The following is a 23,355-nucleotide window of genomic DNA, read 5'->3' as shown; positions in this document are numbered from 1 at the left end:
CATTCCGGAAAATTAAACTACTCACTAATAACAAGCGCCAAGTACCCCGATAAAAATAAAAACTTACGCAACAAGAGAGACAATGACGATGAACAAAAAACCCCTTTTGTTCCCCGCCCGGCTCTGGGTCGCGGCCGCAGCCAGTATTGGGCTTTTGCCTTCGCTGGCGCAGTCACAGGAATCCATTTCCTGTGACGTGGACTATCCCATCAGCGACTGGAACGGCGCTTATCAGGCCGACGTGGGCATCACCAATACCGGCAATGCGCCCATTGCCGGCTGGACCCTGGAGTGGGATGTCGGCAGTGGTGAAAGCCACAGCGGCGGCTGGAATGCGAATATTGTGCAAAGTGGCACCCGTATCCGTGCCTCCAATGCCGCCAGCCATTGGAATGGCACCATCGCCCCCGGCGCCACCCACAACTTTGGTATCCAGCTGACCGACGCCGTGCCCCCGGCGCAGATCCCAGCCGTTTTCACCCTTAATGGCACAGTGTGTAACGGTGGCGGTTCGTCGAGCAGCTCGTCCGGCGGTGGCTCTTCAAGTTCGTCTTCAAGCTCTTCCTCCAGTGGTGGTTCCGGCTCTTCGGGCAGCGGCGGTTCGTCCGGTGGTGGAAACGCGATTACCCTGCAGGAAAACGCTACCGGATTCTGTGGTGTCGACGGTAGTATCGATAGCAATAATGCCGGATTCACCGGCGGTGGCTTCGCCAATACCCACAACCTGAGCGGAACGCGCATTCGCTGGAGCCTGAATGCGGCATCTGCCAGCGATTACCTGCTGGACTGGCGCTTTGCCAACGGCGGCAGTGCAAACCGGCCCGCCAGTGTGCGCGTCAACGGTGCCGACCTGGCCAGCGTGGATTTTCCCTCCACCGGCGGCTGGACCAGCTGGAGCCAGGCTAGCGTCGTGGTCGCGCTGACCGCTGGGGAAAACACCATAGAACTGGTTGCCTCGGGCAGCGACGGCCTGGCAAATATCGACGCCCTCACGGCAACTGGCGACGGACCATCTGCCGGTGCCTGTACTTCCACCGGTGGTGGCAACTATCAGATGGAACATTTGACACGCGGCTTGACCGTCGTGCCCACCGGCAATGGAAACCTGGTGAGCTGGCGCATTCTTGGCACCGACGACCCGGATGTCGCCTTCAACCTTTACCGCGATGGTCAAAAAATCAATAGCCAACTGATTACAGGCGCGAGCAACTATCTGGACCGGAACGGGTCTGCCGGTGCCGCCTATTCAGTACGTGCAGTGACCAATGGCAGCGAGGGTGCGCCGGCACCCGCAGAACTCGTGTTCGACGGGAACGGCTTTTTTGACGTACCGATCCAGCGCCCGGCGGGCGGGCCCGGCTACACCTATTCCGCCAACGATGCCAGCGCAGCCGACCTTACCGGTGATGGCCAGTATGAACTGATTGTAAAATGGGACCCCAGTAACTCACGCGATAATTCCCAGAGTGGTTTTACCGGCAACGTCTACATGGATGCCTATCGTCTCAATGGCGAACGCCTGTGGCGTATCAATCTGGGGCGCAACATTCGCGCGGGCGCCCACTACACCCAGTTCCAGGCCTACGACTACGATGGCGACGGCCGCGCGGAAGTGGCGATGAAAACCGCTGACGGTACCGTGGATGGCACAGGTAATGTGATTGGCAATGCCAGTGCCGACTACCGCAACTCCGCCGGTTATATTCTCTCCGGCCCGGAGTTTCTCACCATCTTTGACGGCCGCACCGGCGCCGCCATCGACACCGTCGATTACCAGCCCCCGCGCGGTAACGTGAGCAGCTGGGGAGATAACTACGGCAACCGCGTGGATCGTTTCCTGGCCGGTACCGCCTGGCTCGATGGCGCCACCCCCAGCCTGATTTTCTCCCGCGGTTATTACACCCGCACCGTGATCTGGGCAGTGGACTTCGATGGGCAGAACCTCTCCACCCGCTGGATATTCGATTCCAATCAAGCGGGCAGAGAATACGAGGGACAAGGCGCTCACAGCCTATCCATCGCGGATCTGAACGGTGACGGACGCCAGGATATTGTCTTCGGTGCCATGGCGATCGGTGCCAACGGCCAGCCGCTGTGGAACACCCGCATGTATCACGGTGACGCACTGCACGTGAGCGATTTCGTACCCGGCCGTCCCGGCCAGGAAATCTTTATGCCCGCGGAGCACAGCAACCAGCCCTCGTCGCGGTTGATCGACGGCCGGAACGGCTCGGTGATTTTCCAGACCCCGGCAAATGGCGACAATGGCCGGGCCGTGGCCGGTAATATATGGGCAGGCAATCCGGGGGGCGAATTCTGGTCCTCGCGGGTCAGCGGTCTACTCAATGCCAGCGGTAGTGCGGTCGCCGCCAAACCCGGTCCCACCAATTTCCTGATCTGGTGGGATGGTGACGGAGAACGGGAATTACTGGATGGTACCCGCATCGACAACTACGACCCTGCAGTGCGCTTGCTGACCGGTTCCAATGTTGTCTCCAACAATGGCACCAAGGCGACGCCATCCCTTTCCGCCGATCTGTTCGGTGACTGGCGAGAGGAAGTGGTGTGGGCGACCAGTGATAGCTCCGCGCTGCGGATCTATGCTACCCCCTACGGTACGGATCTGCGCATACCTACCTTGATGCACGATCCACAATACCGCGCGGCCATCGCCTGGCAGAACAGCGGTTACAACCAGCCGCCGCACCCGAGTTTTTATATCGGCAGTGAGGTACTGACGTATCCGTGGCCGGATATCTATACGCCCTGAAGCGACTGGGAAGTCCGATATTGCAACGCAAAAGGGCTCCGTAATGGAGCCCTTTTCGGTTTCGCGGCATTTTAGCGCTTCGGCTGGATAAAGCGGAATTCTTTTACATCAATATAGTTTTCCGCATTCACCAGCTCAGCGTCATCGGTGCGGATAAACAAACCGATCTTGGCACCCACCCAGCGTCCGCGGCGGGCCTGGAAGAGTTCACCCAGTGCGCGGAAGCGGCCATTTTCTTTCTGGTAGCTGAGTACCGTCTGCCCGCCCTGACTTACCGTCATCCGTAGTGTCAACTCGCCGGCTTTCACACGGGTGTGCGGTTCAAAGTGCTCGGTGCATTTCTTGCGCGCATCGCGACAGCTCACTTCACCGATTTCCACTTCGCCGTTGCCGGGCAGGTTGCGGAACCCGATCCAGGCGTAGTCTTCGCCAAACATCAGTAGGCCACCTTCCACTTCGCCGAGTGTGTCGGGAATCTCCAGGGTGGTCTGTACGATAAATTCCGGCGCCGGCAGTTTCTGCAGCAGCAGCGATGGCTGCATCCACAGGTTGTCGCCTTCCGGGTCCACGTTCTGCTGTGCGAACAGACGCAGGTAACCTTCGCGCGCGTCCAGGCTGTACCAGTCTTCACTGTAATTGGCATTCCACTGCCACTGCAGAGCCAGCTCGTCATCGGCAAAGTCGTCCGCAAACGGCAGGTTTTTTACCGGACTCGGTTTGCTGACTTCCGGTTTACGATAACTGGTCACCGGGTTGCCCACACCATCGTCGTCTTCATCCACACCGATTACCGGCCAGCCGTCTTTCCATGCCATTGGCTGCAAGTGCACGATGCGGCCATAGGGACCGCGCGCCTGGAAGTGGATAAACCAGTCTTCCCCCGCCGGGGTGTGAATCCAGGAACCCTGGTGCGGGCCGTTGGTGATGCTATTGCCCTGCTCCATCACGATACGGTCTTCATAGGGACCGTAAATATTTTTGGAACGGAATACCGACTGCCAACCCACCGGTACCCCGCCGGCGGGCGCAAATACGTAGTAGAACTCTCCGCGTTTGTAAAACTTCGGCCCCTCAAGCGTGCGGTAACCTTCCAGCTCATGACCATTGATCACAACCTCGCCTTCCGCTTCCACCTCGGAGCCATCGGCGGACATTTTATGCAGCGTGAGGATATTGTTCTTGCCGGAACGGCTCTTTGCCCAACCGTGCAACAGGTAGGCTTGGCCATCGTCATCCCACAGCGGGGTGGGGTCGATAATGCCCTTGCCCGGCAGAATCAGCTTCGGCTCGCTCCAACCCTGCTTGGGATCGGCGGTATTGGTCATGTAGATGCCGTGATCCGGATCGGGAAAGAAGATCCACAGCTTGTCATCGTGGTAGCGGATATTCGGTGCCCAGATGCCGTTACCGTGCTGGGGCACAGCAAAGGTCTCCGCTGGGACATTCTTGTCCACCACATAGTCAATCAGTTCCCAGTTCACCAGATCCGTGGAGTGCAATAACGGCAGGCCTGGGGATGCGTTGAAGCTGGAGGCGGTCATGTAAAAGTCATCGCCTACCGCAACCACGTCCGGGTCTGAATAGTCTGCGTACAGGATGGGGTTCTGGTAGTGGCCGTCGCCCAGGTCTGCCTGCCACAGGGCAACTGGCGCAGTCGAAAAGTGGCCTGGCTTGATTTCCGCTACTTCTGCGTGGTCGCAACCGTTGACCAAAAGAGCAGTTAGGATTAATGGCAAAATCAGCCTGAAAACGTTTACATCGTGCTTCATAATTTTCCCGCGGTTATCGGTTTTTTTCTGAGGGGTACTATTTCAGAGGGGACGTGAAAATTTGGCTGACCATTTTATCTTTGGTCAGGCCAAAATTTCAATCAATGTGACAGAGGGAAGGAAAAGGAAAGTTAAAGGAGCTTCGCCACTTCTCTGCGAAGTGGCGATAAAACGTGCAAAAGGCCAATCGCAGATCAGTACTTCACGCTACACCCATAAGCGCGCGAAGACGCCACAGATACTTCACTACCATTTAGCGAAGCATCCAGCGCAGCGGCCACATAGTTGGCGGATTTCGGTATGACCGCGGGGTTGGCAGAATCGTTATCATCAATGGCACCGGCGTATACCACTTCACCATCCGGGTTGATGATGAACATATGCGGTGTAGTTTTGGCCCCGTAGGCGCGGCCCATACTGCCATCGCTATCCAGCAGGAATGGTGCGCTGGCAGCCAGCTTGTGACTTTCCGCCACTTCCAGTGCCTGCGCCGGTTCCAGGTAACCCTGCTTGCCCTTGGCGGAGGAGATGACCGTCAGCCAGTTGATATCCTGGTCGGTGTATTTCTTCTGCAGCGCCTGCATATTGCCGCTGCCGTAGTGCTTCTTCACATAGGGGCAATCCTTGTTGAACCACTCCAGCACCAGCCACTCGCCTTTGTAATCCTCCAGGCTGCGGGTTTCTCCTGCCGCGTCCACTTCCGTGAAGTCCGGCGCTTTTTCTCCGGGCACTGCCACAGCCAGGGCCAGTGCGGGGAGCGCAAACAGCGCGGCACCACTCAGCACATTACGGAAAAAACGTTTACCACTCATACCTTGTGTATTCACGATCACGCATCCTCTTGGTTGATAAAATCATTCCTGATTGAACAGTGCTTCGATCATCTCTGGTTTCAGTATCTGCGGCAGTAAAACTGGTGTGCGCTCCCCGGGGGCATACCAGGCATAAACCGGCACCGAGTTCCTTCCCAGCTCCCCCAGTGCGCGGGTAATTCCCGGGTCCTGATCGGTCCAGTCCGCGCGCACCAGAAATACGTCATTGTCCCGGAACAGCGCCTCGACCTCCTCGGACTCCAACACCAGTTTTTTATTCACCTGACAGGTAATACACCAGGCCGCGGTGTAGTCGATAAACACGGCCTGGTTGCGTGCCAGTGCCTGATTGATCGCATTGCGGTCGTAGGGCTGCCAGCCGGCTTCCAACTCGACTTGGGCGCCTTTCACGCCACTGCCGCTTTGCTGTAATTTGCTGACCGCGCCAAAACTCATCACCAGCGCGGCGAGGACCAGTAACCAGGCGATCCAGCGACTGCCCCGGAACTGGTGGCGGCCCAGCCAGAAGGCAAACACCACCGCCAGCATCAGCAGGGCGCTGATCAGCCAGCCGCTTTCACCAATCAGCCTGCCCAGTACCCACATCAGCCAGATCACCGTGGCATACAGGGGAAACGCGAGAAACTGACGCAGGGTTTCCATCCAGGGACCCGGTGCCGGCAGGCGGTTGAGCAGCGCGGGAAAGGCGCACAGCAACACAAACGGCAGCGCCAGGCCGATACCCAGGCCAAGGAAAATAGCCATGGCGCCGTAGGCCGGCAGCAGTGTCGCTGCCCCGAGTGCGGCGCCCATAAACGGGCCGGTACAGGGCGCGGCCACAAATACCGCCAGCACACCGGTCACAAAGGCGCCACCGCGGCTGTTGCCCGCCAGGTTCATCAGGTGGTGGCCGAATTCATACAGGCCGCTAAACGACAGCGCCATTACCCAGAACAGCAGAATCAGCCCCAGTACCACCGGCGCCGATTGCAGCTGGAACCCCCAGCCAATGGCGGCACCGCCGGCACGCAGGATCAGTAACAGCGCACCCAGCGCGGCAAAGGTCACCAGCACACCCGCGGCATAGCGCAGGCCTTCCTTGAGGCGGCCGGAGGCCTCTGCTTCCGGGCCAACCAGGCCAAACAGCTTGATGGACAGTACCGGGAATACACAGGGCATCAGATTGAGAATGGCACCGCCGGCAATGGCGGCGAGCACCAGCAGCCACAACGGCTGACCGCCGTCGACGGGCGCGGGTTGCGCACCCGGTGCACTGGTGGGCGCGGCCTGGATTTCTACATCGTCCAGCTGCCAGGCGCGTTCGCCGTCACTGACAACAAATCCGGTGGCCGGTGTCACCGGGGCACCGGCCACCCGCTGGAAGGTGTAGCGGATGGTATTTTCCGATTGCTCAACCTGAGGCGCCTTGGCGGTAAGCAAGCCGCCATCGAGAGGGAATACATCCGGGGCGGGCCGCTCGGTCGCGCTCTCGCCCGCCTCCAGGATAAGCTGCAGGGAATCCCCTTCCGTCGCGGCGGACACATTGGCTACCGTCCAGGGAAAGTTTCCGGTGTCGGCGGATTCGGGCACCCGTGCGGCGAACCGGTCCCGCAGCGCCTTGTCCTCAGGGGACCACTGTGCGGCATCCGCCACAGGCTGCGACAGGATCATTGTGCCGTAGCCGGGAATGCAATCGACCTTGCACACCAGCCACTCGAGATTCACCACCAGCTCCATGCGCGACGCATCGGGCTTTACCGAAAACAGGTAGGCCACATCGCCCTCGTAGCCGAGATTGGTCAGATGCTCGATGGGTAGGCGTACTGGAAACGGCCATTGAATATCGCCCACATCGCCACTGGCGCCGACAAAATCAAAGCGCGGAGCAGCGCCAGAATCCCCGGCATTGCGCCAGTAAACATGCCAACCGGGGTCAACTTCGAAATAGAAGCCGATGGTTTCGGTTCCACCGGCAAACGTATCCGGCGCCAGCCAGCGTACTTTTACATGGTCACCGGAGGCGGTTTCCTGCGTCGTATCCCCGAGGCTGTGACACGCGAGGCCCCAGAGAAAAAAGGAAAACAGAAATCCAGCCAGAGATTTCAAAGCCAACACACACCCCACTTTGCAGCCATCAATGGATTTACTTAGCCAACCGTATTCTTTTTGTACTCACCGGTCATTCAAATGGATTACCACGGTTGCTGCAAGCGGGTCGAACGGCGCGGATGAAAACACCCGCCAACCACTGATAAAATACCCGTCTTTCATCCCGGCATTCGTCCCGTCAACGCACAAGGCTTCCATGTCCAATCACGCTCCTGCCTCCTCAGGGCCCGTTCGCCTGACCCAGTACAGCCACGGCGCCGGCTGCGGCTGCAAAATTGCGCCCGCAGTTCTCGACAAGATTCTCGCAGACAGCGGTACCCAGCTCGCCGATGCCAACCTGTGGGTGGGCAATAGCTCCCGCGACGATGCCGCCGTGTACGCGCTGGACGAGGAGCGCGGGGTGGTGTCGACCACCGACTTCTTTATGCCGATCGTGGATGATCCCTACGACTTTGGCCGCATCGCCGCCACCAACGCCATCAGTGATATCTATGCCATGGGGGCCGATCCGCTGATGGCCATCGCCATTCTCGGCTGGCCGGTAAATGTGCTGGCGCCGGAAGTGGCGCGGGAAGTGATTCGCGGCGGCCGTGCCGTGTGTGAAGCCGCAGGCATCCCGCTGGCGGGCGGCCACTCCATCGATGCCCCGGAACCCATCTTCGGCCTGGCCGTCACCGGTGTGGTGGAAAAACGCCGGCTGAAACGCAATGACACCGCCACCGCCGGCTGCAAACTGTATCTGACCAAGCCCATCGGCATCGGCGTGCTCACCACCGCCGAAAAACAGGGCAAGCTGCGCGAGGAAGATATCGGTGTGGCACGTGACCTGATGTGCACCCTCAATCGCCCTGGCAGCCACTTTGCGCGGCTGTCCGGCGTCACGGCGATGACCGACGTCACCGGTTTCGGCCTGCTCGGTCACCTGGTGGAACTGGCGGATGGCAGCGGCCTGTGTGCCGAACTGGACTTCGACGCCGTACCCCGAATTGCCAGCGTGCCCCACTATCTCGAGCAGGGCTGTATTCCCGGCGGTACCGGGCGCAACTTTGAAAGCTACGGACACCGGGTGCGCCTGAATGAGGAAAGCCAGCACCAACTGCTGTGCGACCCGCAGACCAGCGGCGGATTACTGGTGGCCGTTACTCCAGAAGGTGAGGCAGAGTTTCTCGCTGCCGCTCAGGCACTGGATTTGCACCTAGCCCCCATCGGCGAACTGGTGGCTCGGGAAGACGCCGGCCACGATTTCGCGGTGACCCTGCGATGAGCGCGGTGAAAGGCCCACGGCCGGATACCGCCGACTTCCGCGAGATCTTCCTCCACGATGTGCCCATGATCGATACCCGCGCACCGGTGGAGTTCAACAAGGGATCTTTTCCCAACGCGGTTAACCTGCCGCTGATGACCGATATCGAACGCCAGAAGGTGGGCACCTGCTACAAACAGAAAGGCCAGCAGGCGGCAATCGCGCTCGGTCACGAGCTGGTCAGCGGCGCGGTCAAGGAAGCGCGCGTGGCCGCCTGGAGCGAATTTGCCCGCAACCATCCCGAGGGCTACCTGTTCTGCTTCCGCGGTGGCCTGCGCTCCCAGATCAGCCAGCAGTGGCTGTATGAGGCCGGTGTCCCGTATCCGAGAATTACCGGCGGCTACAAGGCAATGCGCACCTTCCTGATCGAGGAAATCGAAAGCGCCGTACGCGAATGCCGCTTTACCCTGGTGGGTGGTATGACCGGTACCGGTAAAACTGAAGTACTGATGCAGCTGGACAACGCCGTGGACCTCGAGGGCCACGCTAACCACCGCGGCTCCAGCTTTGGCAAACGGGCCACCGCGCAACCGCCACAGATCGCATTTGAAAATGCACTGGCGGTGGATTTTCTCAAGCGCCGCACTGCGGGCCAGACGCACTTTGTGCTGGAAGACGAAAGTCGCCTGATTGGCCGCTGTTCTGTGCCACTGTCGCTGCATCAGGGAATGGGCAACTACCCGCTGGTATGGCTGGACGACACACTGGAAGGCCGCGTGGAGCGGATCCTGAAGGATTACGTGGTCGACCTGTGCGCGGAGTTTGTGAAACTGCACGGCGCCGAAGAAGGGCCGGTGGCCTTTACCCAGGCACTGCGCCAGAACCTGGCCAACATCACCAAACGGCTCGGTGGCCAGCGCTACCAGGAACTGGACACCATTATGCAGGAGGCGCTGCAACAACAGACCGCCGATGGCAATGTGGACCGCCACCGGGACTGGATCACCGCGCTGCTGCGGGACTACTACGACCCCATGTACGTCTACCAGGCGGAAAAGAAAGCCGCACGTATCGTATTCCGCGGCAACCAGCGCGAAGTGGTGGAGTATCTGCGCGCACAAGTGCAATAAAGTAAGCCGAATTTTTTCCGACAATCCGTTAATCGTTTTTTCCACTATTGAACTGGAGAACTCGCATGTTAAATCGTGCCCCTCAGCAATGGGCAAAGGTGCTTGTTGCCCTTTGCCTGCTCCCCCTTACCCTGCTTTTCGGCGCTACCGCCAGCGCCGATGAATCCAGCCCTAAGGTACTGCGCGTCTCCGCAATTCCCGATGAAGCGCCCACAGAACTGCTGCGCAAGTTCAAGCCGCTGGGTAGTTATCTGGAACAGCAGCTGGGAATGCCGGTGAAATTTATTCCGGTGACCGACTATGCGGCGGTGGTGGAAAGCCTGGCGGCCGACCGCGTCGACCTGGCCTGGCTTGGTGGATTCACCTTTGTGCAGGCGCGCCTGAAAACCGGCAATGCCATCCCTCTGGTACAGCGGGAACAGGATCGCCGGTTCACCAGCAAGTTCATTACCGCCGACCCCGGTGTGGAAAAATTGCAGGATCTGAAGGGCAAAAGCTTTGTCTTCGGCTCCATCTCATCCACCTCCGGCAGCCTGATGCCGCGCTACTTTATGGCAAAAGACGGTATCGAGCCGGAAACATTCTTCGGGCGAGTGGCCTACTCCGGCGCCCACGATGCCACTGCGGCCTGGGTTCAGGCCGGCAAGGCGGATGCCGGTGTGCTGAATGCCTCGGTGTGGGACAAGCTGGTAGCCAGCGGCAAGGTGGATACCGACAAGGTGCGGGTGCTGGCCACGACGCCGCCCTACTTCGATTACAACTGGACCGTACGCGGTGATCTCTCCCCTGCCCTGACGAAAAAAATCAAGGCCGCTTTTCTGGCACTGGACCCGGCCAATCCCGAGCACAAGGCCATTCTCGATCTACAGGCCGCAGAGCGTTTTATCGAAACGGCTCCGGAAAACTACCAGTCCATTGAAGATGCCGCGCGCTCGGTGGGCCTGCTGAAATGAATATCGCGTTGCGCGGTGTCGGCGTGACCTTCACGCGCGCCACAACCGCGCTCCAGCATCAGCCCCAGATAAATCCGGCGCTGGAGAATATTGCACTCGCCATCAAAGAAGGTGAGCAGGTAGCGATTATCGGGCCTTCCGGTGCCGGTAAAAGCACACTGCTGCGCCTGCTGGCGACCGCGCAGCGGCCCGACACCGGCAACATCGGCATTCTCAATACCTCCCCCTGGTCGATCAGTAGTGGCGCGCGCCAGAAATTGCGCGCGCGAATCGGCCTGATTCAACAGTCGCCTCCGCTGCCACCGCGGCAACGGGTGGTGACCGCCGTCGCCGCCGGTCGCGCGGGTCAGTGGTCGCGATTTAAGGGCCTGCTCAACTTTTTTTATCCGATGGATATTCCAGGTGTGCGCGCAACCCTGGAGAAACTGGATCTGGCGGACAAACTATTCGAGCGCTGCGATCAACTCTCCGGAGGTCAATTGCAGCGTGTCGCCATCGCCCGCGCCCTGTACCAGCAGCCGGCACTGATTCTGGCCGATGAGCCGGTGTCCGCGATGGACCCGGTACTGGCGGAACACACGCTGAATTTGTTGAAGCAGGAAGCGGAACAACACAGCGCAACCCTGGTGGTGAGTCTTCACAATCTGGAACTGGCGATGGGACTGTTTCCCCGGGTCATCGGCCTGCGCGACGGCACCATACTGTTCGACAAACCGGTGGAAAAGATCACCGCCGGCGAGCTGGACCGGCTCTACGCCAACGAACAGCTGCAACCTGCAGTTAACCATGCCGGCCAGGAGCAAACGCAATGGCAGCCACTGACACCACCGCGCTGCCAACCCTGATGACTGACCTTCAGCGATGACGCAACCCAGCATGCACACAGCCGCCGATCCATCGGGATGGCAACAGCGCGATCCGGCGCTCCTGCCCCGCTTGCTGCTGGGCGCCGTGGCGCTACTGCTACTGTGGCCGGGCCTCCATTTCAGTGAACTGAATCCGGGCGTGCTATTCGATAGGGATAACACCCAGGCCATGGGCACATTGCTCAATGGCGCCTGGCCGCCGGCACATAACCGCGAGTTTCTCGAACTCCTGTGGCGATCGACCCTGGAAACCCTCGCCATTGCCGTGGCCGGCATCGCACTGGCACTGCCACCCGCCTTCGCCGCCGCCCTTCTGGTTACCCGCGCCCTGTCTCGCTCGGCATTACACCGGCGCGGACAGCCCTCGCTGCTGGGGCGCAGCCTGCGCCTGCCGGTGCGCGCACTGCTGGTTTTGCTGCGCAGCGTGCCGGAAATCGTATGGGCACTGCTGTTCGTGCGCGCGGTGGGGCTAGGCCCAAGCGCCGGCGTGCTGGCAATCGCCATTACCTATGTGGGGATGCTGGGCAAAGTCTACGGAGAAATTTTTGAGTCGGTGGACCGGCGGCCGGCGGAGGCACTGATCGGCGCCGGCGCTTCGCGGTTTAGCGCATTCCTGTTTGGCGTATTACCCAATGCCGCCGGCGAGATGCTTTCCTATACGGTCTACCGCTGGGAATGCGCCCTGCGCGCCTCGGTGGTGATGGGGTTTGTCGGTGCCGGCGGCCTGGGGCAGCAGCTGGAGCTCTCTCTGCGGATGTTTGCCGGCAATGAGGTCGTCACGATCCTGCTGGTATTTCTGCTGCTGGTTTTGATTGCCGACCAGATCAGTCGCCTGCTGCGGAGTCGGCTACTGTGAAACCGGAAACCACCTCCAGAAAATACCCTTTCCGCTGGGGTAACCTGTTCCTGCTGTTGGCTATCCTCGGCGCGATTGTCACTGCCTTTTGCTTCCTTGCCATCGATTTTTCTGCGCTTGCAGAGCCCGCAACCCTGCATGCAATGGCCGCGTATTTTGCCGAGTTCCTGCAGCCGGATCTGTCCCCCGCCTTTTTACGGGCAGTGGGCCAGGCCGCACTGGAGACCATCGCCATGTCCGCCATGGGTACTTTACTGGCGGCGCTGCTGGGCGCCTGCCTCGCGTTACCGGCAGCGGAATATTTGGGCGGGTTAATGCAGGCGTGTGCGCGCGCTGTGCTCAATGCGCTGCGTTCCGTTCCGGAGCTGGTGTGGGCGGCGCTGATGGTGCTGGCCGCAGGACTGGGCCCCAATGCCGGCACCCTGGCACTCGCCCTGCACACCACCGGTGTACTGGGCCGCCTGTTTGCCGAGGCCCTTGAGAACACCCCTACCACAGCTGCCGATGCGGTACGCAATTGCGGGGGCTCCCGCACCACCGCGTTCCTTTACGGCACCCTGCCGATACTGTGGCCCCAATGGTCCGCGTATACCCTGTACCGCTGGGAAAATAATATCCGCATTTCCAGCGTGCTCGGCTTTGTGGGGGCCGGAGGACTCGGGCAGATGTTGTATATTCACCTGAGCCTGTTTCAGCAGTTTCAGGCAGCGACGGTCATTCTCGCCATCCTGATACTGGTGTTTGCGGTGGACGGGTTCAGCCGGTGGTTAAGGCAGAAATACCTGGCCAAATAAACTGCGCACAATTATTGGATAAGCCAATCACCAGATGTGCTTATGCCGCCTTATTTTCCAGCCAGTGGAACATGGCCGAGCAAACCCGGGGAAAGTTACTGCCCCCTACCGTCCAGTGACAGACGCCGGGCAGCTCCAACAATTGTGCCCGCGCACCATATTTGTTGGCGATAGCACGCTGTATTTTGATCGGGGTAATGCGGTCGACTGTTCCGCCGATCACCAGTACCTGGCACTGTACAGCCTGGGCATCAACCCGGGAAAAGCCATGGGGCAAAAAGCCGCCGACACCGATCTGGAACGTGGCCATACCGGATTCATAGGTGGACATGTCAAATATCTGCCGCTGAACAACCGGAGTTTGAGTATTCGCAATGCCATAGCGGATATGGCTCTCCCTCACCTCGGTCACGCGCCGCCACAATGGAAACCGAAACAGGTTGCGGCCAAAGGTGCGCACCATTGACCAGCTCCAGCTGTTAATGCCGCCGGGGGCCGCCGAGGACAGCAGCACCAGCTTATCAACCTGGACCCTTGCGGCCACCAGCTGTGCCAGTAACCCGCCCATAGAGTGCCCAACCAGAATCGGCGCCGTCTCAAGCGCGTTTACTTTGGCAACAATAAAATCCACATATTCCTGCAGACTGGCCCGGGCCAGCCGGGCCCGGTCATCCGTATCGTACGCCGACTTTTCCTTGTGGTATGGCAGGGTGGGCGCGTGCACCACATACCCCTGCCCCTCAAAAGCCCGCCGGAGTTCCGACAAGGTTTCCGCGGTACTCCACATACCGTGGATCAGCACGACTGGCGGTTTGGAGTTATCCACAGCACTCATACTCAATTCCCCTAACACTCAGTACCCCAAAGGCCCAGCGGTCATGCTGTGGCCTCAAGGTCCTGAGTCACAACGGGAGACGCCGCCCGCTCAAACTGCAATACACCGTCTGCAATCGGATCTTCGGTCAGTGCCTTCTTGTCCTTGCCATAGTGCATGGTTACCACCCATGGGGCTCCCCTGCCCTGACGGGGCATCCGGTCTTTGGCCCGATCCATATAACCGGGAGCAAACCCATCCAGCATACCGACACCACTGGCATTGTTCTCGAGATCAACCGGCCGCGCCACGGAAAGCCCGTGCTTTTCCATATGCTTGAACAGGTTACACAAATAGCGTCCGCCGATATCGGCCTTAAGCGTCCAGGGCGCATTGGTATAGCCAAAGATCCACCCGTAGTTGGGAAGATCCTGCACCATGATGCCCTTGTAAATCATTTTTCCCGGCACGTTTACCGGGTTGCCATCCAGGCGGAATTCCATACCACCCATCAGCTGTACATCCAGGCCGGTAGCGGTAACGATCACATCCGCATCCAGGTGCTGGCCGGACTTCAGCATGATGCCGCTCTCGGTAAAGTGATCGATATGATCGGTAACGATATCCGCCTTGCCAGAACGCAGGGAAGTGAAGAAATCACCGTCCGGCGCTGCGCACAGGCGTTGCTCCCAGGGGTTATAGCTTGGCGAGAAGTGGCGCATATCGAAGTCGGGGCCGACCTGCTTGCGGACATGGGACAGCAACAATTTGCGCATGGCGTTTGGCCACTTCCTACAGGCCAGATACAGGCCGCGCTGCATCAGGATGTTGCGTTTTCTGGCCAGATTGAACACCCACTTCTTCGGCAGGACTTTATTCAGCAGCATGGACAGCTTGTCGGTACCCGGCACCGACATCACATAGCTTGGCGAGCGCTGCAACATGGTCACACCGGCCGCCTTATCCGCCATGCTCGGTACCAGGGTAATGGCGGTTGCACCACTGCCGATAACCACGACTTTCTTGCCGGCGTAATCGAAATTTTCCGGCCAGAATTGCGGGTGAACGATGTCCCCCTTGAATGACTCCTCACCTTCAAAGTGAGGGCGATAACCCTGATCAAAATTGTAGTAACCGGCGCAATTGATCAAGAACGCACAGGTAAATGTTTTCTCTTCACCGGACGGCTCGTGCACTGCGGTGACGGTCCAGCGCTGTCGCGCCTCGGACCAGTCCGCACAGGTGATGGCCAGGCCATACTGCACCTTTTTTTCCAGCCCGAACTCGGTTGCGGTTTCCTTGACGTAATTGCGGATATTGTCGCCTTCGGCCAGCACCTTGTCGGAATACCACGGTTTAAAGTTGAACCCGAAGCTCGCCATATCAGAGTCGGAGCGAATACCGGGGTAACGGAACAGATCCCAGGTGCCCCCCATTCCTTCCCTGCGCTCGAGAATGGCCAGGCTTTTTTGCGGGTGTTCTGAGGCAATATGGCAGGCGGTGCCGATGCCAGAAAGCCCGGCGCCGATGATGATGGTGTCGTAATGCATCGCTGTCACAATGGTCTCCTTTTTTATATGTATTGATGACCAGACCTGAACAATATTTCAGAAATTCCCCTTGACAATATTGACGGATGACGACTATTTTTTGACAAATCGCGACAGGGCGAACCATGTCTGCACCGCCACCCCCGTTGCGAATCCGCAAAACAAGCCGGTAAAAAAATCGGAGCGCCCGTGCCCAACCTGATCAGAGCGACCAATCTGTGGGGATACGACGAGCTGGTCAGAAACCTGGGGGGAGACCCGCGCGCACTGCTCTCCAGACACCGGATTCCCCTGGCCGAAAATCGCGAAGACAATTCGTTCCTGATCTACCGCGATATGGCCGCGCTGTTCGAGGACACCGCCAGAGCGCTCGATTACCCGGAGTTCGGCCTGAAACTCGCCGAATATCAGGGCATGGATATTCTCGGGCCAATTTCCGTGATCGCGCGCAGCTCTGCCACCGTGGGGGAAGCCCTGGATAGCATTGCGCGGTATTTACACCTGCATTGCCCGGCGCTCGGTATACGCAGCACTTTCGAGATGCAGGGGCAGTCCCGGCAGATCAAACTCGAATACTGGATCGATGACGGCAGTGCCTATTCGGTGCAAGCCTACGAGCTGGGGCTCGCCAATGCCATGCAAGTCATGAAGCTGTTGTGCGGAGAGGCATTCAACCCGCTCAGTACCTGTTTCACCCACGCCCGACTGGGCAGCGAAAAGACCTACCGCAAGGTATTTGGCAGCAGGGTGCATTTCAACTAGAGCTGGTGCGGCTTCCTGCTGCCAGACGCCACGCTGTCCATTCCGCTGTCGAGTGTGGACCACCAGACCCGGCAACTGGCGGAGCTTTACCTGGATGCGCAACAGCCCCCCTATACAAGCTCGGTCTCCGAGGATGTTACCAGGCTGATCAGGAGCCTACTGCCCACGGGCCAGTGCAGCAGCGAGACGATTGCCTCACATCTGTCGATGCACAAACGCACGCTGCAGCGGAGGCTGGCAAGCGAGGGCACCACCTATGAAAAGCTGCTGACCGCGGAAAGGCAGGTAATGGCCCGGAATTACCTGATGGAACCCAACCTCAAACTCAGCCAGATCGGCGGCCTGCTCGGGTATTCAGAACAGTCCGCATTCAACCGCGCTTGCCGGGACTGGTTTGGTGCCACACCCCGCACCTATCGCGCCCAGTTACTGAATCAGCGCTGATCGAGACAGAGCCACAGTGGGCAGCTTTCGATAATGTCTACCAATCGCTGTACATTCACCCGCCGTTCGGTAAATCTAAACCACACTTTCATCCCCAACCTAACAGGATCGACACAATGAAGAAAACCTCAGCGTTGATTGCCACCACCCTTCTGGTTTCTGCATCCGCCTTCGCGCAACAACCGGATGCCAGCCAGGTAGACAAAGCGAAAGAACGCGTCGTAGAGCATCGCGAGATGGCGGAAGGCAAGCGTGAAATGGCCGCCGAAAAGCAGCTCAAGAAAGAAGAGAAGCGCATGATGGCCGAAGAAAAGCGTGCCGCCGCTATGGAGAAAAAAGAAGCCCGCAAGGCTGACAAGGCAATGGAAGCGGAAGAGCAATCCACCGCAGGGAAAGAAGAAGCCAAGGGTCTGGAAAAACAACAGGCCAAAAAAGCGGAGCAAGTGCGCAAGGAAATGGATAAGGGATCCGAACAGGGTCAGGCTGCGCGCGCGGAAAACAGCAAAAAGTGGTGGCAGTTCTGGAAGTAATGCGCGGGTAATTGCCCGGTCGGCGCAAGCCCCCCGGTTTGGATTGGGGGGCTGCACACACTGAAGGCTTAGAGATATCCCTCCGCCTTAAGGTCGGCCATGGTGGCCTCAATGCTCTCGCTCAGGGTCACCACCAGAAAGTCGATATTTTCCTTGTTCAGGGTCGACGGCGGAGACAGCATGTTCATGTGTGCTAGTGGGAGCACAATCAGTCCACGAGCCTGACAGTGATCGGCGATGCGGTTACCTACCTTGGCGGCAGAATCGATCAGTTCCTTGGTCTGCTTGTCGGCCACGTTCTCGATACACATCATGTACTTGTGACCAAGCACGTCACCGACGATGGGCAGATCAATCAGGATTTTCACCTGCTCCTCGAAGTAGGCCCCCATCGCCTGCCCTTACTAGGCATTTCGAGAAGTGCACCACCAGCGGATGGCTAGAACCACAGCCAGAATTAGGCCCACCAAAGCAACCACGATAAATCCAGTGTCAGATGCAAACGGAGGAACACCAAAAGTAGGTGACGTTAACAACGCAAAAAGAGAGAAATATAAAGCTAATAGACCAAGCCGCCAGGCTTTAACGAAGAGTGAAATTATAGCTAGTGGAGCCGACACTAGAGATAAAAGTACCGCTGGTGTAAATGCTGCCGCACCAAAATAATAAGCCGCAAGTGATATGACTACAGCCAGAAAACCCGTCGCCATTTTTCCATTCTTTTCCATCTTTTTCATCCCATATCCAAGGCGCAAACAAACCAGAATTTTCCGCTAATCCAAGCAGCACTATGTTAAGCGAGCACCTTGTTGCGAGCGAGACCTAGCAGCAGGCCAAAGCGCCACGCTTAAAGCCAGGAATACTCCAAACAATGCTTGAAAAAACACCCTCGACTCCAATCCACCCAACTCAAAAACTGAATATCTTGGATTACGGGGATCATAATAAACGGTAACCTTTTCCCCAACGGGGTACCTCCTTACCGTTCGACGTGAATAACTTGATCCTGATGCTCTATAGCTCACCGTATTTGAAACGAAAGTATATCCATCTACAACGTATTGATACTCAACGTTATGAGCCGACGACTTGCTACTGCGATTTTTCTCTGATTTTAATATTATCCCGCTAACTGACGCTGAGACATTGGAAGAATAGTAGTCATGAATTTTACTAAAAGCGTCATAACGACTTTCCCAAAATATTAATAAGAAACACCCTGCGGCCAACTTCAGCATTTTATTCATGCTAGCTCTTAACGCCCGCAACAGGGAGGACCAATGCTGTACACACATTTCGCAAAACTGGCAGCGCAGCGACCTGCCAAGAACGCGCACAAGATAAGCTGTCTCGCGGAGAGGCGAAGTCCCAGAGCAAACTGCCCGGCTTTGTTATTATCTGGAACTACTTAAGAGGCCGCTTAAAAAAATGCACCTCGTCTTCAGCGACATAGACTAGCTCCCAGCCTTGCTCCCCGAGTTCATTTATTTTTTTATGATACAAGCTAATAAGTTCGTCAGTCTCGACATTCGAAATATCTAACTGGTGAACCGGACTCTTTCGATTAAGAGGATCTATAACCACTCTTTTACACTCCCACTTATTGGGATTATTTGCTTCTGATAGGCACCCCGATAGCATGACCGAAAACAGGAATACTCCAAAATATTTAACTACGTATTTGATAGGTTTTCTCCTTTTAACTAGATAAGGATCATAACGCCGCGCTCAGAGCCGGACAATTTTTGGCGCTTTGTTATGCATTTTTCAGCGCACTTTGTTCAAAATAGAGCCCGCGATACTCACATGAGATTTCGCGGACATAATTAGAACCAATTTTTCTCTGAGTGCTGGGCTCTCAAGCCCTTTAGCCACCCCCTCCAGTTTCGCATCTTTTTCAGCTTCTACTATGCTTTCTTTTAAGCCCGGATATTCATCTATAGTGAATTGATACAATAATTTACAAGTACCAACTTCGGCTAATGGCTTTTTCGAAAGCTTTGCATCTGTAACGCACTCTATAGACATCTTTCTATATTCAGAAGCCTTAGCATCTAGAGCTTTAAGATGAGAAATTTCATCTGACCCAATACAACTTAAAGGGAAAATCAGCAATAAAGAAAATAGGTTATTTAGTTTCATTTCTTTCCTATTGATGCATAACGCCCACGGCAGGGGCGGCTTATCTTATGCGCGACTTGCGCAAAAATGGGAGCGAAGCGACCGCGCAAAACGTGCATAAGGTAAGCCGCCCCGCGAAGGCCCGAAGGGCCAGAGCTTCACTGCCCGTGATTGTTAAGTGTGGCATTTCTCAATGCTCACCTCATACACACCATCTTTAGGCTGCAACATTTCTACGTGCTTAATCCTGCGTTTTTCATGCCAACCACAAAAATTGAAGTCTTTTTCTGTTTGGTGGCAGATGGCTAATGCTGCCTGGATATTTCTTGCTTTTACATTGATGCAATTCAATTTTGTGCACGAACCGCTACTTTCAATTTTCACCATAAATGAACGGTGCGCAGTAGCTTCAGATATACAATTCGCTTGAGCAACCGTAGTGACTGAAAAAATAAGTAGAGCTACGTTTATTACTATTCCAAGTGATTTCATCGGTACTGACACTTAACGCCCACAGCAGGGGCGACCAATGCTATGCACATTTTGTACGAAATTGGGAGCGCAGCGACCCGCACAAAATGTGCATAGCGTTGGGCGTCCCGCGGAGGCCCGAAGGGCCGGAGCAACCTGCCTGTGATTGTTATGTTTAGTCGGACACCTCATCCTTACACCAAACATCTAAGGCTCGATACGCCCACCAATCGTTGCGGTTGTCCCGCATGTATTTTAAGTATTTTTTTATTGCTTTCTTTTGTTCAGATGAAAATGTATCAGTATGGTCCCAAGGGCTACACAACATATGACCAGTATGATTGCATACATTGCTAGGGCTCTCCTCTCCATACTTAAGGCTGTAGATCATGAACGCAGGTAGATAATACCGAAAACCAATTTCATCGATATTTGCCAAGCCAAAATCATTTTCTTCAAGTTCTTTATCAGGAACTTCTGTCCATTTTTCATCCTGCTCAGTGGGAGGAATAGCCAGTACCTCCTCCTCACTGAAGCCATCATCGAGCGCTGTCGACTGCGAGAGGGTCATTCCTCCAATCCGAGAAACGCCATCAAAGGCCTTTTTAATTCTTTCTATAATTTCCAGAGTATCATTCATGACTAAGTTGAAACATAACGCCCAGCGCAGGTGAAGCCAGCGCGGAGCACTTTTTGTGTTAATGTTTGAGCGCCAGCGAGTAACACAAAAAGTGCGTAGCGTTGGCTGTCGCTCTGCCGCTGATTGTTATGTGTTTTTCGCGCGGTAGTATGCATCACGGAACCTATAAACTCTCTTGAACAGATCAGGATGAGAATCTACAAGCTCTTGCCCCCATTCTTTCTCCAAGTTACTTGAAATCAAAGAGTAAGTTAATTCACTGCCTGAAACTAATTGGCTTAGCATTCCGCCGATCCCGACAGTCTCCCAGCTTAATTTTTCATGCATATCCGACTTCACATGGTAAGAGCTTGCGAGATCTTCAAGGTTCTGAAGTAACTCCCTTCCTTCTTTTATTAGATATTCCATGTTAATCGTACTCACTATCTCACTGACACATAACGCCCACGGCAGGGGCGGATTCCCTTATGCGCGTTTTGCGCGAAAATGGGAGCGAAGCGACCGCGCAAAACGTGCATAAGGTAAGCCGTCCCGCGGAGGCCCAAAGGGCCGGAGCTTCACTGCCCGTGATTGTTAAGCTTTTCACTCGGACCATGGGCCAGCGCCTTGGGAGCCCATACCTAAAAGAGCACTACTTACCCCTAGATCAATTCTTAGTGCCTCTTGCGAAAATTCGATAGAACTTAATTTTTGATAATACTTGTACTGCGCGGGAGATAATGCGAGGGCGTACGCATACTCCTCATGCTCGCCTTCTAGCCCCGCGGCTGCAAGAGCACTTTTTACTTGATTGAATTTCAAGTTTCTGCTCTTTCCATATTCACCTTTCAATTTAAAGACAAACACGGTGCGAATCTTGCGAAGCTTTCTCCTTTTGTTCCACCAGCGCTTTATTAGGTTCATCGTTTCTATGCTTAACGCCGTGCTCAGGGACGGCTTACTTTGTGCGCATTTTGCGCGAATATAGGAGCGCAGCGACTGCGCAAAAGGTGCACAGAGTAAGACGTCCCCTGCAGCACCTTGTATGGTCTACTTCCCCCGAATCCGGTAAGTTGAAGCCCGTAACATCTCTCACCATGTTACCGGCCGCCCAGCCCGATGCTCGCCAGATCTTCAAAGATCGTTAACAAGCCTGGGCGGGTGGCCGACCCGATTTACAAACTCGAACAGTCGAATGGGCTTCAAGCCCGAATTTAGCAAGGACGAGTCATCATGACAAATCGTAAAAGTGCTGAGGCGGGAGTTAACGTGGGCGTGGATATTGGAAAGGATTTCCTGGATTTCTATATTCACGAGAGAGACGTTCATTGGAGGTCCGATAATACCCTGATGGCATCAAATACCCTCAACCGGTTAGCTCGCTATAAGGTTGCCAGGCTGGTGATGGAGGCCACAGGCCGCTACGAATTGCCATTGGCGGAAGCCGGATTTGAGCGCGATATGCCAGTCATTATCGCCAACCCCCGTGCAATTCGTCGCTACGCCGGTGCTGTGGAACAGCTCGCCAAAACGGATAAGCTCGATGCCGCACTGATTGCCGAATTCGCCGCGAGGATCCAGCCAACACCAAGTAGATCACAAGGGAAAAATCTAAGAAAAATCAAAGACCTACTGGCTCGACGTCGCCAACTCATGAATATGAGAACACGCGAGCTAAACAGGCAGTCAATCATGGGGGATGGCGTACTGGCCAGCACTTATCGGAGGCTGATCAAGCAGCTGGATAAGGAAGTTGAATGGGTGGACGAGCAACTGAGTTCAGCGATTGAAAAGAAGCCGCTTGGGAGGAAAAGAAAGCTCTATTGAAAAGCGTTCCTGGCGTTGGCGATGTTTTGGTACACACGCTACTCGGAGATCTCCCCGAGCTCGGCACACTGAATAACAAGCAAATAGCCGCTCTTACTGGCGTCGCGCCAATGAATCGGGACAGCGGAAAGCTCCGTGGCAAGAGAAGAATCAGAGGTGGCAGATCAACTGTACGCGTGGTTCTGTATATGGCGACAGTAAGTGCCACCCAGTGCAACCCAGTAATCAAAGCGCATTACCGAAAACTGGTCGCTCAGGGCAAGCATAAAAAAGTAGCTTTGACAGCTTGTATGCGGAAAATGGTCACGATCTTGAACGCTATGGTTCGAGATGGAGAGGTTTGGGCTGCATAGCTTTATGAGCGGGGTTGCAACCACAGTCGCTTGTTAGCCTAGAGATCTTCAGTTGGCAACTCTGCCCTGATATGGCTACTGACGACCTCAATATTCTCATAGTTTTTCCCATAATCTGCTGAGGTACCCCAAAACCAGGGCTTACTTTCAATAGAAAGTTTCATCAATTCTGGAGAAACTTCCTTTATGCAAAAGTTTAATTTTTCACCAAAAGATCTAAAGCTAATTCCTACGCTGGCGGTCACTACCCGATTGATTCTATCAACATTTTTTAACTTTGATTTCTTGATCAGTTTTAATGCTGAGAGACAAGTAGAGAGAGTTTTTTCAAAGTCTGCGTGAACATGGAATTCTCTATATTGCTCCACTTCATATGTGAGCTCTTTCTTTTCTTCTGGAATGTCTTTCGTGTAGCGCTTATGGAGCCAAGAAACAAATGTGGCCATAACCCATGCTGCCGCTCCTCCAACCAATCCATTTACGATAACTGGCTTTAATTCCACTCTTACTCCTTGGAGGCTAACGCCGCGAGCAGCGGCAGCTTGCTTTGGGCGCTTTATGC

At 56.0% G+C, this 23,355-nt stretch carries 26 protein-coding genes; 12 read left to right on the top strand and 14 right to left on the bottom strand.

Going from position 1 to position 23,355, the window contains the following annotated elements:
• The first annotated feature begins 88 nt into the window (after positions 1–88).
• Positions 89–2,770 carry a cellulose binding domain-containing protein gene (locus tag HUW35_RS12135; protein WP_181252568.1) on the top strand — a complete coding sequence of 894 codons (2,682 nt, stop codon included), beginning with the start codon at positions 89–91 and terminating at the stop codon, positions 2,768–2,770.
• Positions 2,771–2,841: 71 nt separating this feature from the next.
• On the opposite strand, the gene HUW35_RS12130 is transcribed toward HUW35_RS12135, so the two are convergent.
• The 3 genes from HUW35_RS12130 to HUW35_RS12120 form a co-directional block, all read right to left on the bottom strand.
• Positions 2,842–4,539 carry a glycoside hydrolase 43 family protein gene (locus HUW35_RS12130; protein WP_181252567.1) on the bottom strand — a complete coding sequence of 566 codons (1,698 nt, stop codon included), beginning with the start codon at positions 4,537–4,539 and terminating at the stop codon, positions 2,842–2,844.
• A 194-nt stretch (positions 4,540–4,733) separates the two neighbouring features.
• Complete coding sequence (locus HUW35_RS12125) at positions 4,734–5,366, bottom strand: thioredoxin family protein (RefSeq protein ID WP_255463265.1); 633 nt, start codon at positions 5,364–5,366, stop codon at positions 4,734–4,736.
• A gap of 27 nt (positions 5,367–5,393) precedes the next feature.
• Positions 5,394–7,463: a protein-disulfide reductase DsbD gene (locus HUW35_RS12120; RefSeq protein WP_255463264.1), complete on the bottom strand. Its 2,070-nt coding sequence runs from the start codon at positions 7,461–7,463 to the stop codon at positions 5,394–5,396.
• 193 nt (positions 7,464–7,656) lie between these two features.
• Here HUW35_RS12120 and selD point away from each other — a divergent pair, with 193 nt between their 5' ends.
• The 6 genes from selD (at position 7,657) to phnE (ending at position 13,302) form a co-directional block, all read left to right on the top strand.
• Entirely contained in the window at positions 7,657–8,724 is a 1,068-nt protein-coding gene (gene selD, locus HUW35_RS12115; RefSeq protein ID WP_181252566.1) for a selenide, water dikinase SelD, read from the top strand.
• Positions 8,721–9,833 (top strand): tRNA 2-selenouridine(34) synthase MnmH, encoded by a 1,113-nt coding sequence (gene mnmH / locus HUW35_RS12110; protein ID WP_181252565.1) that lies wholly within the window; start codon positions 8,721–8,723, stop codon positions 9,831–9,833. The genes selD and mnmH overlap by 4 nt, the downstream gene beginning before the upstream one ends.
• A gap of 65 nt (positions 9,834–9,898) precedes the next feature.
• On the top strand, positions 9,899–10,786 hold the full coding sequence (locus HUW35_RS12105; protein ID WP_181252564.1) for a putative selenate ABC transporter substrate-binding protein: 888 nt from the start codon (positions 9,899–9,901) through the stop codon (positions 10,784–10,786).
• On the top strand, positions 10,783–11,631 hold the full coding sequence (locus HUW35_RS12100; protein ID WP_181252563.1) for a phosphonate ABC transporter ATP-binding protein: 849 nt from the start codon (positions 10,783–10,785) through the stop codon (positions 11,629–11,631). Before HUW35_RS12105 ends, HUW35_RS12100 begins: the two co-directional genes overlap by 4 nt.
• A 31-nt stretch (positions 11,632–11,662) precedes the next feature.
• The gene (locus HUW35_RS12095; RefSeq protein ID WP_181252562.1) at positions 11,663–12,508 is read left to right on the top strand and encodes an ABC transporter permease; all 846 of its coding nucleotides are present in this window, start codon (positions 11,663–11,665) and stop codon (positions 12,506–12,508) included.
• Positions 12,505–13,302 carry a phosphonate ABC transporter, permease protein PhnE gene (gene phnE, locus HUW35_RS12090; protein ID WP_181252561.1) on the top strand — a complete coding sequence of 266 codons (798 nt, stop codon included), beginning with the start codon at positions 12,505–12,507 and terminating at the stop codon, positions 13,300–13,302. Before HUW35_RS12095 ends, phnE begins: the two co-directional genes overlap by 4 nt.
• Before the next feature lie 40 nt (positions 13,303–13,342).
• On the opposite strand, the gene HUW35_RS12085 is transcribed toward phnE, so the two are convergent.
• Both HUW35_RS12085 and HUW35_RS12080 read right to left on the bottom strand, forming a co-directional pair.
• Positions 13,343–14,137, bottom strand: a complete 795-nt coding sequence (locus HUW35_RS12085) for an alpha/beta hydrolase (protein ID WP_181252560.1) — start codon at positions 14,135–14,137, stop codon at positions 13,343–13,345.
• Positions 14,138–14,178: 41 nt separating this feature from the next.
• Positions 14,179–15,666 carry an NAD(P)/FAD-dependent oxidoreductase gene (locus HUW35_RS12080; protein WP_255463611.1) on the bottom strand — a complete coding sequence of 496 codons (1,488 nt, stop codon included), beginning with the start codon at positions 15,664–15,666 and terminating at the stop codon, positions 14,179–14,181.
• A gap of 189 nt (positions 15,667–15,855) precedes the next feature.
• On the opposite strand from HUW35_RS12080, the gene HUW35_RS18740 reads away from it, so the two are divergent.
• From HUW35_RS18740 to HUW35_RS12070, 3 genes are all read left to right on the top strand, one after another.
• A complete protein-coding gene (locus tag HUW35_RS18740; RefSeq protein ID WP_219932557.1) occupies positions 15,856–16,428 on the top strand; it encodes an AraC family transcriptional regulator in 573 nt (190 codons plus the stop codon).
• Between the two features lie 54 nt (positions 16,429–16,482).
• On the top strand, positions 16,483–16,872 hold the full coding sequence (locus tag HUW35_RS18735; protein WP_219932555.1) for a helix-turn-helix transcriptional regulator: 390 nt from the start codon (positions 16,483–16,485) through the stop codon (positions 16,870–16,872).
• 116 nt (positions 16,873–16,988) lie between these two features.
• Positions 16,989–17,402 (top strand): hypothetical protein, encoded by a 414-nt coding sequence (locus HUW35_RS12070; RefSeq protein ID WP_181252558.1) that lies wholly within the window; start codon positions 16,989–16,991, stop codon positions 17,400–17,402.
• 68 nt (positions 17,403–17,470) lie between these two features.
• Here the strand turns inward: HUW35_RS12070 and HUW35_RS12065 are convergent, their stop codons facing one another.
• From HUW35_RS12065 to HUW35_RS12030, 8 genes are all read right to left on the bottom strand, one after another.
• Positions 17,471–17,794 carry a hypothetical protein gene (locus HUW35_RS12065; protein WP_219932553.1) on the bottom strand — a complete coding sequence of 108 codons (324 nt, stop codon included), beginning with the start codon at positions 17,792–17,794 and terminating at the stop codon, positions 17,471–17,473.
• A gap of 12 nt (positions 17,795–17,806) precedes the next feature.
• Positions 17,807–18,139, bottom strand: a complete 333-nt coding sequence (locus HUW35_RS12060) for a hypothetical protein (protein WP_181252557.1) — start codon at positions 18,137–18,139, stop codon at positions 17,807–17,809.
• Positions 18,140–18,190: 51 nt separating this feature from the next.
• Positions 18,191–18,649, bottom strand: a complete 459-nt coding sequence (locus tag HUW35_RS12055; protein WP_181252556.1) for a DUF3592 domain-containing protein — start codon at positions 18,647–18,649, stop codon at positions 18,191–18,193.
• A gap of 520 nt (positions 18,650–19,169) precedes the next feature.
• Positions 19,170–19,544 carry a hypothetical protein gene (locus tag HUW35_RS12050; RefSeq protein ID WP_181252555.1) on the bottom strand — a complete coding sequence of 125 codons (375 nt, stop codon included), beginning with the start codon at positions 19,542–19,544 and terminating at the stop codon, positions 19,170–19,172.
• Positions 19,545–19,697: 153 nt separating this feature from the next.
• Entirely contained in the window at positions 19,698–20,015 is a 318-nt protein-coding gene (locus HUW35_RS12045; RefSeq protein WP_181252554.1) for a hypothetical protein, read from the bottom strand.
• A gap of 154 nt (positions 20,016–20,169) precedes the next feature.
• Complete coding sequence (locus HUW35_RS12040) at positions 20,170–20,634, bottom strand: DUF6714 family protein (protein ID WP_181252553.1); 465 nt, start codon at positions 20,632–20,634, stop codon at positions 20,170–20,172.
• Positions 20,635–20,760: 126 nt separating this feature from the next.
• Entirely contained in the window at positions 20,761–21,057 is a 297-nt protein-coding gene (locus HUW35_RS12035; RefSeq protein ID WP_181252552.1) for a hypothetical protein, read from the bottom strand.
• A 159-nt stretch (positions 21,058–21,216) separates the two neighbouring features.
• Positions 21,217–21,537 (bottom strand): hypothetical protein, encoded by a 321-nt coding sequence (locus HUW35_RS12030; RefSeq protein ID WP_181252551.1) that lies wholly within the window; start codon positions 21,535–21,537, stop codon positions 21,217–21,219.
• Positions 21,538–21,846: 309 nt separating this feature from the next.
• On the opposite strand from HUW35_RS12030, the gene HUW35_RS18890 reads away from it, so the two are divergent.
• Positions 21,847–22,440, top strand: a complete 594-nt coding sequence (locus HUW35_RS18890; RefSeq protein ID WP_255463263.1) for a transposase — start codon at positions 21,847–21,849, stop codon at positions 22,438–22,440.
• Positions 22,437–22,793 carry a transposase gene (locus HUW35_RS18885; protein ID WP_370464589.1) on the top strand — a complete coding sequence of 119 codons (357 nt, stop codon included), beginning with the start codon at positions 22,437–22,439 and terminating at the stop codon, positions 22,791–22,793. The genes HUW35_RS18890 and HUW35_RS18885 overlap by 4 nt, the downstream gene beginning before the upstream one ends.
• A 38-nt stretch (positions 22,794–22,831) precedes the next feature.
• Here the strand turns inward: HUW35_RS18885 and HUW35_RS12020 are convergent, their stop codons facing one another.
• Positions 22,832–23,296: a hypothetical protein gene (locus tag HUW35_RS12020; protein WP_181252550.1), complete on the bottom strand. Its 465-nt coding sequence runs from the start codon at positions 23,294–23,296 to the stop codon at positions 22,832–22,834.
• Between the last annotated feature and the right edge of the window lie 59 nt (positions 23,297–23,355).

Origin of the sequence: Microbulbifer sp. YPW1, assembly GCF_013367775.1 — a bacterium.
Classification (GTDB): domain Bacteria; phylum Pseudomonadota; class Gammaproteobacteria; order Pseudomonadales; family Cellvibrionaceae; genus Microbulbifer.
This window is presented reverse-complemented; position numbering and strand designations above follow the sequence as displayed.